This window comes from Microbacterium sp. KHB019 (assembly GCF_037285405.1).
Classification (GTDB): domain Bacteria; phylum Actinomycetota; class Actinomycetes; order Actinomycetales; family Microbacteriaceae; genus Microbacterium.
Map to the genome: position 1 here is coordinate 1079856 of NZ_JBBDHF010000001.1, position 11363 is coordinate 1091218.

The 11363-nt window shown below is 69.6% G+C and carries 10 protein-coding genes; 6 read left to right on the top strand and 4 right to left on the bottom strand.

All coding sequences use genetic code 11. The annotated features are described in order from the left end of the window. Positions 1-7: 7 nt before the first annotated feature. Genes KHB019_RS05260 through KHB019_RS05270 form a run of 3 tightly spaced genes read left to right on the top strand, consistent with a single transcriptional unit; the run spans position 8 to position 2152 of the window. Positions 8-379 carry a YrdB family protein gene (locus KHB019_RS05260; protein ID WP_337458238.1) on the top strand — a complete coding sequence of 124 codons (372 nt, stop codon included), beginning with the start codon at positions 8-10 and terminating at the stop codon, positions 377-379. Then, positions 376-1737, top strand: a complete 1362-nt coding sequence (locus KHB019_RS05265) for an FAD-binding oxidoreductase (RefSeq protein ID WP_337458239.1) — start codon at positions 376-378, stop codon at positions 1735-1737. The genes KHB019_RS05260 and KHB019_RS05265 overlap by 4 nt, the downstream gene beginning before the upstream one ends. Next, positions 1730-2152 (top strand): NUDIX hydrolase, encoded by a 423-nt coding sequence (locus KHB019_RS05270; protein WP_337458240.1) that lies wholly within the window; start codon positions 1730-1732, stop codon positions 2150-2152. The genes KHB019_RS05265 and KHB019_RS05270 overlap by 8 nt, the downstream gene beginning before the upstream one ends. Here the strand turns inward: KHB019_RS05270 and nagB are convergent. The 4 genes from nagB to KHB019_RS05290 form a co-directional block, all read right to left on the bottom strand. Beyond that, positions 2149-2928 (bottom strand): glucosamine-6-phosphate deaminase, encoded by a 780-nt coding sequence (gene nagB, locus KHB019_RS05275; protein WP_337458241.1) that lies wholly within the window; start codon positions 2926-2928, stop codon positions 2149-2151. The two genes, KHB019_RS05270 and nagB, sit on opposite strands and share 4 nt — an antisense overlap. A gap of 103 nt (positions 2929-3031) precedes the next feature. Then, positions 3032-4219: an ROK family transcriptional regulator gene (locus tag KHB019_RS05280; RefSeq protein ID WP_230101989.1), complete on the bottom strand. Its 1188-nt coding sequence runs from the start codon at positions 4217-4219 to the stop codon at positions 3032-3034. A gap of 5 nt (positions 4220-4224) precedes the next feature. After that, positions 4225-7503, bottom strand: coding sequence for a family 20 glycosylhydrolase (locus KHB019_RS05285; protein WP_337458242.1), 3279 nt, complete (start codon positions 7501-7503; stop codon positions 4225-4227). After that, a complete protein-coding gene (locus KHB019_RS05290) occupies positions 7494-8711 on the bottom strand; it encodes an alanine racemase (protein ID WP_337458243.1) in 1218 nt (405 codons plus the stop codon). The genes KHB019_RS05285 and KHB019_RS05290 overlap by 10 nt, the downstream gene beginning before the upstream one ends. 25 nt (positions 8712-8736) lie before the next feature. Here KHB019_RS05290 and KHB019_RS05295 point away from each other — a divergent pair, with 25 nt between their 5' ends. The 3 genes from KHB019_RS05295 to KHB019_RS05305 all read left to right on the top strand — a co-directional run bounded on the left by KHB019_RS05295 (position 8737) and on the right by KHB019_RS05305 (position 11330). Beyond that, positions 8737-9144, top strand: a complete 408-nt coding sequence (locus KHB019_RS05295; RefSeq protein ID WP_230101986.1) for a RidA family protein — start codon at positions 8737-8739, stop codon at positions 9142-9144. Positions 9145-9266: 122 nt separating this feature from the next. Beyond that, positions 9267-9737, top strand: a complete 471-nt coding sequence (locus KHB019_RS05300; RefSeq protein WP_230101985.1) for a hypothetical protein — start codon at positions 9267-9269, stop codon at positions 9735-9737. Between the two features lie 132 nt (positions 9738-9869). Next, positions 9870-11330, top strand: a complete 1461-nt coding sequence (locus tag KHB019_RS05305; protein ID WP_337458244.1) for a L,D-transpeptidase family protein — start codon at positions 9870-9872, stop codon at positions 11328-11330. The last annotated feature ends 33 nt before the right edge of the window (positions 11331-11363 follow it).

Genomic DNA, 11363 nt, shown 5'->3' on the forward strand with positions numbered 1-11363 from the left:
TGGGGGCATGCCCGAAGCCCCCGACGCCGTGCCTGGTGTCAACCGTCCGAACATCACCCCGCTCGACATCATCCGGGCCGTCGTCCTGGTCGTGGCGCTCGCGTCATTGGCGCTGTGGGGCTTCGCGATGTGGGACTTCCCGTGGAACCTCGTCTTCGGCATCGGCTCGCCGCTGATCGTCCTGCTGATCTGGGCGCTGTTCCTCTCACCGCGTCCCGTGCTGCAGCTGCATCCGTTCATCCGCGCGGCCGTCGAGCTGCTCATCTACGCCGGCGTCACACTCGCCTGGTGGTCGATGGGCCAGGCGTGGGCCGGTGTGGCGTTCGCCGTCGTCGCGGTCGCCGCGGGTCTCTTCGCCGGTCGGAGAACCCTGAAGTGACAGTGGTCGCGGCCCTGCGCGACGCACTCGGCGACGTCGTCGATGTGACCGAGGTCTCACTCGAGGCGGCCAGGGGGGACCGGTCGGGTCACCGCTCCCCCGGACGACCCATCGGCGTCGTCCACGCGCGGACCGTCGCCGACGTGCAGCATACGATGCGCATCGCGACGGCGACCCGCACACCCGTCGTCGTGCGTGGCGCCGGCACCGGTCTCGCGGGAGCCGCGAACGCCGGACCCGGCGAGATCGTGCTGTCCACGATGCGTCTGAATCGCGTGCTCGAGGTGCGACAGGACGATCTGCTCGCCGTCGTCGAACCCGGGATCCTGAACGCCCAGCTCAATGCGCGCCTGGCCGAAGACGGCCTGTGGTGGGCGCCGGACCCCGCCAGCCGCGACATCTCCACGGTCGGCGGCAACATCGCCACCGGCGCCGGCGGGCTGCTGTGCGCGAAGTACGGCGTCGTCAGGGATGCCGTGCTCGGCGTCGACCTCGTCCTCGCCGACGGCCGGCTCCTCCACCTCGGCCACCGCAGCGTCAAGGGCGTCACCGGGCTCGACCTCACAGCGCTCGTGATCGGATCAGAGGGGACGCTCGGCGTCGTCGTCGGTGCCACACTGAAACTGAGAAGACTCGTCGAAGGCGAGGTCTGCACCCTCACCGCGTTGTTCCCGACCGTGCGCGCTGCGGCCGCCGGGTCGGCGGCGGTGACGGCATCCGGAGTCCAGCCCGCGATCATGGAACTGATGGATGCCCCGGCGTTCGCCGCCGTGCACGCGCACCTCGGCCTGCCTGCGCCGGCGGCCACCACCTCACAACTGACGATCCAGACCGACGGCCCTGCGGCCGCCGCCGAGGCTGCGCGCATCGCCGAGACGCTGCGCGCGTCAGGCGGCACCGTGACGCTCACGACCGACCGCGCGGAGGGCGAGCAGCTGCTGGCGATCCGGCGGTCCATGCACGGCGCCATGGCAGCCCTCGGCACCACTCTGATCGAAGACGTCTCGGTGCCGCGCAGCGCGCTTCCGGCCATGTTCGACGAGATCGCTCGGATCGAAGCCGCCCACGGGCTCACGATCCCGACGGTCGCGCATGCCGGCGACGGCAACCTGCACCCGAACTTCATCTTCGAGGGCAGCGAGGTCCCCGACCACGTCTGGGCGGCAGCAGACGAGCTGTTCCGCGCCGCCGTACGTCTGGGCGGCACCCTCACCGGAGAGCACGGCATCGGCATCCTGAAGAGCCGCTGGCTCGCTGACGAGCTCGGCGAGGATCAGTGGGAGCTGCAGCGGCAGATCAAGGCCGTGTTCGATCCGCTCGGCATCCTGGCTCCGGGAAAGGTGTTCGCGCATGCCTGACATCCACGTCAGCGCCGCCGTCATCCACGATGAGAGCGGACGTGTCCTCGTCGTGCGCAAACAGGGCACGACGGCGTTCATGCAACCGGGCGGCAAACCGGAGGCCGGCGAGAACCCGGCGCAGACGCTCGCCCGCGAGCTGGAGGAGGAGCTGGGGCTCAGCATCGACGAGAACGCGATGCGGCCGCTCGGGCGCTTCATCTCCGCCGCCGCGAACGAACCCGGCCACCGGGTGATCGCCGACGCGTTCGCCCTGACGATCGAGGCGGATGCCGTGACCGTGCAGGCCGAACTCGCCGAGCTCCGCTGGATCACGCCCGACGCGATCGGCACGCTCGAACTCGCACCGCTGAGCCTCGAGCACCTGCTCCCGATCGCGTGGCCCGACGTGCTCGGAAGCGCCAGCCGGGGTTAGAGGCCCTGCCAGGCCGGCTTGTTGTCGAACGTGTAGCGGTAGTAGTCGGCGAGCTTCAACTCGGATGCCGCCGCCTCGTCGACGACGACCGTGACATGCTCGTGCAGCTGGATCGCCGACCCCGGGAGGATCGCGCTGACCGGCCCCTCGACCGCGGCAGCGACGGCCCTGGCCTTCCCAGAACCGAACGCGAGCAGCACGAGGTGACGTGCACGCAGGATCGTGCCGAGGCCCTGGGTGATGCAGTGCATCGGAACGTCGTCGATCGAGTCGAAGAACCGCGCATTGTCCTCACGGGTCTGCACGGTGAGCGTCTTCACGCGCGTGCGCGATGCGAAGGAGGATCCCGGTTCGTTGAAACCGATGTGTCCGTCGGTGCCGATGCCGAGGATCTGCAGGTCGACGCCACCGGCGGCCTCGATCGCCGCCTCGTAGTCGTCACCCGCGTGCTGCACACCATCGGCGGCACCGTTGGGCGTGCGGATCAGCTCGGGGTCCAGCCCCAGCGGCTCGACGACCTCGCGCGTGATCACCGAGCGGTAGCTCTCGGGGTGAGCGGGGTCGATGCCGACGTACTCGTCGAGGGCGAATCCGCGCACGCGCGAGACATCCACTCCCGCGAGACGCGACGGCAGCGCTTGGTACACCGGCAGCGGCGTCGAACCCGTCGCCAGGCCGAGCACGGCATCCGGCTTCTCCGTGATGAGACGAACGATCTCATCCGCGACCAGCGCACCCGCAGCGGGGGCGTTCTCGACGATGACGACTTCAGCCATGGACGGCGATCTCCTGTTCAGAAGCGAGCGGACTGCGAACGCGATGAGCGCTGCCGCGGGGAAGAAGGGGAAGACAGTTCGATTGTCTCAGAGTGCGGCGTCCTCAGGAGACGCCGAGCTGGCTCGAGAGGACCATCACAGCCGTTCCGCGGAGCACGATATCCGGCTGCTGGGTCGGACGGATCACGACGTCATCGAAGACGCCTTCGAGGGTCCGCGACCGGAGAGTCCGGGTAGCTGCGTCGATGAACGTCCCGTCGAGCAGGTCGAGCGGCCCCGACAGCACGATCTCGGAGAGGTCGAGCGCGGTCACGATCGGTGCGATGGCGATCGCCATCCGGGTTCCGGCATCGCGCAGGACCACGTCGCGGGATGCGGGATCGGCGGCGATCTCGTCGCGCAGTCGGCTGACGCTGAGCCAGGCCTCGAGGCACCCGTCACGACCGCACACGCAGTGCGGGCCGCCGTCGGTGCCGACGACGACGTGACCGATCTCGCCCGCGGCGTACCGGCTGCCGAGAAGCGGCTGGCTGCCGGAGATGAGCCCGGCGCCGACACCGAACCCGATCTTGATGAGGACGAAGTCCGAGCGAGCCTCGCCGAACGTGTACTCCGCCAGCACCGCGGCGTTCGCGTCGTTGCGGGCGATCACCGGCAGCCCGAGATCGCGGCCGAGCTCGGATTCCAGCGCGAAGTCCGTCCAGCCGATGTTCGGCGAGCTGAGCACGACGCCGTCCGGCCGGACGATGCCAGGGGTGCCGACCCCTACGCCGAGCAGCGTCGCCGTGGATGCCGCGACGAGCTCCTCCGCGAGCCCTCGCACAGCGGCGTACGCGCCCTCGCCGTCCGACGGCGCCGGCCTCGCGACTTCGCGGCGCTCGAGCACGTCGCCGTCGAGGCTCATGACCGAACCGCGGTACACCTCGGCATCAGACAGATCCAACCCGATGATCTGGTGACCGAGGCGGTCGATGTCGACGAGGATCGGCGGCTTGCCCGGCCCGACCGTCTCGCGGATGCCGAGTTCGATGATGATGCCGTCGGCGATGAACTCGGCGACCAGGTCAGAGATGGTGACGCGGGTGAGGCCGGTCTCCCTCGACAGATCAGCCCGGCTCATCGATCCGGAGTGGTACAGCGTCTGCAGCACGAGCGCGCGGTTGTGTCCTCTGGCGTGCTCCGGGAGGACCTTGGTGCGCGATCGGAGGTTCTGCGACGACCCGAAGGCGTGCGTCGCCGCGTTGGTTCGCGCGGCCGGTGCGGCCTGTCGCGGTTCACCCGTCTCGGACATATCTGTCAATTCACCTTCGGAGCATGAGCTGGGCCATGGCGGAAACCGGCGACCAGGTCGGAGACGTGTCGTTCGCGATCGGCGACGCTTATCGGTTTTCCAGGGATTCCGTCTCGTCGCTGATCGGGTGTCGGGCCCTGGAGCCGACGATACTGCACCCCGGCACGCGCGAGACGCCGCAGGTGCAGCGGAAGACGCCGCAGGAATGCTTCCGTTTCGCCCGGCTCTCCCCCGGCCCACAGGCGCTCGGCGATCGCGCTCAGCCGCGGGAACATCGCGTAGTCGAGCCGATCCCTGGTGGGCAGGTGCTCGGTCCAGGTGTTCGCCTGTCCGCCGACGGCGCCGGCCGGAAGCGTCAGGGTGTAGGCGCGCTCGATGGTCAAGGGCGGTCCGACCGGCACGGGTTCGTCCGCCGATTCGGATTGGCGGTAATCGAGATACGCCTCCAGATCGGGGCATCCGACCACCGGGATGCCGCGCCGCAGCGCCTCCGCCATCGCAGCCGGTCCTCGCCAGGCGAGGATCCGCACGCCATCGGGCACGTCGCCCTCGAGAACCTCGTCCCACGCGAGGGCCGTGCGGCCGTGCGAGTGGACATGCGCCACGAAATGCTCGGTGAACCAGGGCTGCACGTCGTGCGGCTCCGCGAGCCCGAGCAGACGCATCCGTTCGCCGGCGGCAGCGCTCTGCGCCCATTCGTCGACAGGCACCTCGTCGCCGCCGATCCCGATCCACGGCGAGTCGAAGATGTCGCACAGCGCGTCGATCGCGGCTCGGCCGAAGTCGAGCGCCTCGTCGGTGGGCGCGAGCACGCGCGGGTTCACGCCGAACCGCTCCCATGGCGCCGTGACCCTCTCACCGATGTCGGTGTTGCCGAGCTCGGGGTATGCGGCGAGCGCAGCCTGGACGTGACCTGGCAGCTCGACCTCCGGCACGATGGTCACGAAGCGGTCGGCCGCGTATGCGACCAGTGAGCGCAGCTCGGCCGTCGTGTAGAAGCCCTCGTGGACGCCGGGTTCGACGGTCGCACGCGGGCCGTGGCCGCGCTGGGTGGCCTCTCGCCGCGCACCGATCTCGGTGAGCCGCGGGAATCCGGGGACCTCGAAGCGCCAGCCCTGATCGTCGGTGAGATGCAGGTGCAGCACGTTCAGGTGGTGCATCGCCAGCAGATCGATGAGGCGACGGACGTCATCGGCCGGGCGGAAGTGCCGAGCGACGTCGAGCATCGCTCCCCGCCATCCATACGCCGGCTCACCCTGCCAGACACCGGCCGGGATACGAGTGGCGATCGCGGTCTCGGGCGTGCACAGCTGCCGCAGGGTCATCGCGGCACGGAAGACGCCGACGGGAGCGGCGCCGATGAGCTCGACGCGCTCGGCGGTGACGTCGATGCGGAAGGACTCCTCCCCACCGAGGCTCTCGTCCACACGCAGCAGGATCGATGGGGCCTCTGGGTCGGAATCCGGTGCGAGGTCGAGGGCATCGCGCAGCAGGGAGGCGATCCTCGAGAGGTCTTCTGACCCGATGATCGGCGCATCGTGATGCAGGAGGAACGGAGCCGCCTGCGGATCGATCGTCGAGTCGATCAGCGGCACCGTGGCACGGTGCGGCTGCGGTGGCATCCGCAGGGCGCTGCCCGGGGTCGCGCCGGCGACCTCGCCGCCGGAGATCACCGCGACGCCGGACACCAGCACCTCATGGATGCCGACCGGAGCCGCGCGTGGATCGTCGAATGTCGCGCCGGCGGCGATCATCTCAGGATCGAACAGCACGAGGTCGGCCATGGCGCCGGCACGGATGACGCCGCGCGGCGTGTCCCCGCGGTCGAGGCCGAGACGTCGCGCCGGAGCGGCGGACAGGTGCTGCACTGCCTCCTCGAGGCGGAGGACGCCGAGCTCGCGCACGTAGTGGCCGAGGTAGCGCGGGAAGGTCCCGAACCCGCGCGGGTGCGGCTTCGCGCCGATCAGGATGCCGTCGCTGCCGCCCGTGTGACGGGGGTGCCGCATGATCGCGCGCACGTTCTGCTCGTCGCCGATGTGCATGAGGATGCCTGTCGCCCCGGCATCCGCCACGATCGTGTCGAGGACGACATCGACGGGACGGCGTCCTTCGGTACCGGCTATCTCATCGATCGTGCGCCCGACCAGGTGCGCGAGCGCGGGGTTCGCGGTGCCGGAGACCTCGATCTGCGACCAGTCGGCCCGCTCCCCGTGGAAGCCGTCGCACCCGATGTCCTCGAGCTCGACGCGCACCTGCTCGCGCTGAGCGTCGTCCAGCGACCGGATGCCGGCGACGAGATCGCCGCCCGCCGCGAGGCGGCTGGGCAGGAGGGCCGAGAGAGTCGTCGCCCCTGGCAGGTACGGGTAGGTGTCGAGCGTGACGTCCACACCGTCGGCGATCGCCTCGTCGACGAGGGCGAGCAGCTCGGCGGCCCGCCCACGGTTGGGGGCGAAGTTCATGGTGGCGTGCGTGAGGTGCACAGGGCATCCAGTGCGGCGGCCGATGTCGAGCGCCTCACGGTACGCGTCCAGCGCACCGGCGCCGTAGCTGCGGGTGTGCGGAGCCCAGTAGCCGCCGCGCTCGGCGACGACGCGGCAGAGCGTCTCCAGCTCCGCGGTGGAGGCGTACATGCCCGGTGTGTAGGTCAGGCCGCTCGACATTCCGAAGGCTCCGGCGTCCAGGGCCGCGCCGAGCAGCGCGCACATGGCCTCGAGCTCATCCGGAGTCGCCGGACGGTTCTCGTGCCCGATGGTCATCATCCGGAGGTTGCCCTGCGGCACGAGCACGGCGACGTTGGCGACCGTCGCCGCGTCGATCGCGGCGAGCAGCTCGTCCACGGTGCGCCACGGGACGTCGCCGGACGTGCTCGGGCCCGTCGTGCTCAGGGCAGGAGCGCCGTTCCAGCCGGCGATCTGCGTGGGGACGGCGGATGCCGCGACGTCGTCGAGCGGTGCATAGCCGAGTCCGTCCTGCCCGATGACCTCGGTCGTGACGCCCTGCCTGATCTTCGCCTGATGATCGGCGCCCGTGAGTACGGCGAGGTCGCTGTGCGCATGCATGTCGATGAAGCCGGGTGCGAGGACCAGATCGTCGGCCTCGATCTCCACCGCGCCGGAGGGAAGCTCGAGAGCCTCGTCGTCGTCGGCGCGGACGACCGCGACGATCGTCGAGCCCTCGATCGCGACGTCCGCACGGTACCGATCGGCTCCTGTGCCGTCGACGACGGTCGCCCCGCGGTACACGCGCACCCGGCCGGCTCCAGCCTGCTCGGCACTCAGAAGCATGTCGCCACCGCCCCGATCACGCGCGGATCATCGGCATCCGGATCGTCGATCACCGGGATGACCCGCCACTTGTCGAACGCCGTGCACGGATGCGAGAGCCCGAGTCTGACGACGTCGCCGACGGCCGCCTGCGCGCCGGGGGCGAGGGAGAGGAATGCGTGCTGATCGTTCAGCGCGGTGACGTCGCCCGCGACCGACTGCGGTATGGGGAGGTCGATGTCGAAGGGCACGTCGCGGCGGCCGGCATCCAGCAGCGCGAGGCCCGGCTCTGGTCGCGAGACGACACGGGCCCAGGCGTGCATGGCCGAGCGCAGCGGGGCGGTGCCGGTGAGTGAGCCGAACGGAGACATCCGGGAGTAGAACCCGTCGTCGTGGATCTGGAAGGCACCGGAGCGCAGCACGATCTCGGCCTCGCCGCGCAGCGGCGCGAGCACGGCGGCTGCGCGGTCCGGAAAGGCGCTGCCTCCGGCAGTGAGGATGGGCGTCGGCCCCTCGCCGTAGGTCAGCCGGCGGTGCAGGTCGACGATCGTCTGGAGGTACGCGTCCACTGCTCGCACCGACGCGTCGCTGCGGTCGGGTCCGAACGGACCCTCGTACCCGCCGACGCCGGCGAGCCGCAACCCTGGGGCGTCATCGATCGCGCGGGCGATCCGTTCGCCCTCCTCGACCGTGCGGGCGCCGGTTCGCCCTCCTGCGCCTCCCATCTCCACGAGGACGTCGAGCGGATGCTCCTGATCGATGCCGGCGGCGGCGAGGAGTGCGACGGTGTCGGTCGAATCGGCCCAGCAGATGATCCGCAGCTCTGGATCGGCAGCCAGCTGGGCGCCGAGGTCGACGACTGCGGCAACATCGGTGACGGCGTTCGCGATGAGGATGCGGTGGACGCCGGCATCCACCGCGACGGCGGCCTGCCACGGCGTCGCGACGGTGATGCCCCAGGCCCCGGCATCCAGGAGGCTCTGCCACAGCGCCGGCGCCATCGTGGTCTTGCCGTGCGGTGCGAGCACGACGCCGACGTCGCGCGCCCAGTCGAACACGGCCTGCTCGTTGTGGGCGACCGACTGCTCGTGCAGGGTCATCACCGGAGTGCTGAACTCGGACAGCGACAATCCAGCATCCGGGATCTCGCTCAGCCGCAGCCCGTGCGAGCGAGCCGGGAACGCCTTCGCCCACGGGCCGAGCGTCGGATCCGGAATTTGTAGAGGCATCTAACAAGGCTACTAGGCTGAGGTGATGAGCACGAAGACTCGAATCACGACCGACGCCGCCCCCGCTCCAGCTCACACGTTCTCGCAAGGCGTGCGCAAGGGCCCGTTCGTCCAGGTCTCCGGACAGGGACCGGTCGACCCCTCGACGAACGAGTACGTGTTCGAGGGCGACGTGGCCGCGCAGACCACCCGCACGCTCGAGAACGTGAAAGCGATCGTCGAGGCGTCGGGTGCGACGTTCGACGACGTCGTCATGCTGCGCGTCTATCTCACGCAGCGCTCCGACTTCGCCGCCATGAACGACGCGTACGGCGCGTTCGTCGCGGCGCACACGCCGAGCGGCGTTCTCCCGTCGCGGACCACCGTCTTCACGGGTCTTCCGCGCGAGGAGATGCTCGTCGAGATCGACGGCATCGCCATCGTCGAGGGCTGACCCTGCGGCGGGTCATGGGTCATTCTGCCCATCGAGACCCCCGTGGCCGGTGTGCTTGACTGGTTTCTCGACCGGAGAATCGAGCACCGCACTTCGTGGTGCCGTCATTGAGGGGTAATCACATGAACCGCCGTATCGCAGCATTCGCCATCGCCACCGTCGCCGTCCTCGGCCTGACCGCCTGCTCCGGTGCGGCTGAGGAGCCCACGTCCGACAAGGCGGACTCGGGCGACTCGGCTCCCGCAGAGGAGACGAACACCGACCAGTCCGTCGAGGACGCGTGCGGCATCGTCATCCCGCAGCTGACCGAGGCCAGCAACGCGATGTCCAGCATCGACCCGGCGAGCGCCGACCCGCAGGCGACCGTCGACCAGTTCAACGAGTACATCGGCAAGCTCGGCGACACCGTCGACAGCGTCTCCAACACCGAGGTCAAGGAAGCCACCACCGCCGTGTACGACGACTTCGTCGCACTGGGCGAGGTGCTCACCAAGGTCGTCGTAGAGCAGGATCTCGACGCTGCCGGCGACCTCAGCACGATCACCAGCGACGTCACCGAGTCGGCCACCGCACTGCAGCAGCTCTGCAGCTGACGCACGGCCGCATCGATGATGCCCCGGGATCCGCGTGATCCCGGGGCATCATCGTCTCAACCGTTGCCCGCTCGTTATCTGCGGCCACGTATGATAGAGAAACTGTCGCGTTGACTCTCGGGGGGTGAAATCGTGACCGACCTTGTCGCCGCATCCGGTGAAGCCACCGGCGAGTCCACGACCAGCACGCAAGCGATGCCGCCGATCGACGGTGCTCGTCCAGTCGAGTGGGCTCCCCGCGAGCCTGCGCCGAAGAGGCATCGCACCGGCCTCTGGGTCGGCGTCGGCGTCGGCGCGCTGCTTCTCGCTGCGGGCGCGGCATCCACGATCCTCATCGCACCGGGTACGACGATCGCCGGCGTTCCGGTCGGCGGACTGACGCCGGCCGCCGCGGCAGAGACCGTCGAGGCGCACCTCGCCGGCCTGCAGATCTCGCTCACCGACTCCGCGGAGGACCTGGTCGTGACCGGGTCCGAGCTCGGCGCCTCGATCGATGCGAAGGCTCTTGCGGATGCCGCGTACGCCGAGCACCCGATGTGGAACGTCGGTGCCTGGCTGCCCGAGCCCATCGCCGCCGACATCTCACTCGACCCAGAGGTCGCGCACGACACTTTGCGCGGCCTGGTTCCCGCGAGCTACGAGGACGCGATCGACGCGAAGGTGTCGTTCGACGCCGGCAGCGCGTCCTACACGACCACCCCCGCTGTCGCGGGAACCGGCATCGACCTCGACGCGCTCACCGGCGCCATCACCGAGGCGATGAGTGACGGTGCGGGCACGCTCGAGTTCTCCGCCGCGCCGGCAGAGGCACCGGCTGCGGTCAGCGACGAGGAGGCCGCGGCGGTCGCCGACCAGCTGAACGGCATGCTGGCCGAAATCGGCTTCTACGTCGGCGACGAGCGGACGGTTCCGGTGTCGCCAGCCGTCGCAGCGACCTGGCTCGACGTCGTCGACACGGACGGCGAGCTGACGATCTCCGCAGACGCCTCAGCCATCCAGGAGACCGTCGACACCCTCGCCTCGAAGGTCGATCGCGCTCCCGTGGACGCCAAGACCATCGTCAACGGCAGCGGCACCGTCCTGCAGGAGCTGACCGCCGGCGTCACCGGCCGCACCCTCGGCGACACCAGCACGCTCGCGTCCGATTTCGCCGCGCAGCTCGAGAACGGCACGGCCGTTCAGCCGGTCGAGGTCGAAGAGGTCGCGTTCAAGACGACCACCCTGCTGCGACAGATCGACGTGAACCTGTCCACCCAGGTCGTCAGCGCCATCGAGAACGGCGTCGTCGTCGACTCCTGGTACGTCTCCTCCGGTGTCGACGGATTCAACACCCATCCCGGCACGTACCCCATCGGCTGGAAGACGTCGAGCCAGAACATGGGCAACCGCGATCTCACCAAGGCGCCGCACTACTTCCAGCCCGATGTCAAGTGGGTCATGTACTTCAATGGCGACCAGGCGCTGCACGGCGTCTACTGGCACAGCAACTGGGGCACGCGCATGAGTCACGGCTGCGTCGGCATGCCGGAGTGGCGCGCGCAGTGGTTGTTCAACTGGACGCCGCAGGGTGTCGGCGTCAACGTCCACTACTGACGCCCCGCAGACAACCTCCTCGCGCTGCTGTTC

What these genes read in the sequence shown, in the direction of transcription:
- KHB019_RS05270 (WP_337458240.1), top strand. Translation starts at nt 1,730, where the DNA reads ATGCCTGACATCCACGTCAGCGCCGCCGTCATCCACGATGAGAGCGGA.
- KHB019_RS05290 (WP_337458243.1), bottom strand. Translation starts at nt 8,711, where the DNA reads ATGCCTCTACAAATTCCGGATCCGACGCTCGGCCCGTGGGCGAAGGCG.
- KHB019_RS05280 (WP_230101989.1), bottom strand. Translation starts at nt 4,219, where the DNA reads ATGTCCGAGACGGGTGAACCGCGACAGGCCGCACCGGCCGCGCGAACC.
- KHB019_RS05295 (WP_230101986.1), top strand. Translation starts at nt 8,737, where the DNA reads ATGAGCACGAAGACTCGAATCACGACCGACGCCGCCCCCGCTCCAGCT.
- KHB019_RS05260 (WP_337458238.1), top strand. Translation starts at nt 8, where the DNA reads ATGCCCGAAGCCCCCGACGCCGTGCCTGGTGTCAACCGTCCGAACATC.
- KHB019_RS05285 (WP_337458242.1), bottom strand. Translation starts at nt 7,503, where the DNA reads ATGCTTCTGAGTGCCGAGCAGGCTGGAGCCGGCCGGGTGCGCGTGTAC.
- KHB019_RS05300 (WP_230101985.1), top strand. Translation starts at nt 9,267, where the DNA reads ATGAACCGCCGTATCGCAGCATTCGCCATCGCCACCGTCGCCGTCCTC.
- nagB (WP_337458241.1), bottom strand. Translation starts at nt 2,928, where the DNA reads ATGGCTGAAGTCGTCATCGTCGAGAACGCCCCCGCTGCGGGTGCGCTG.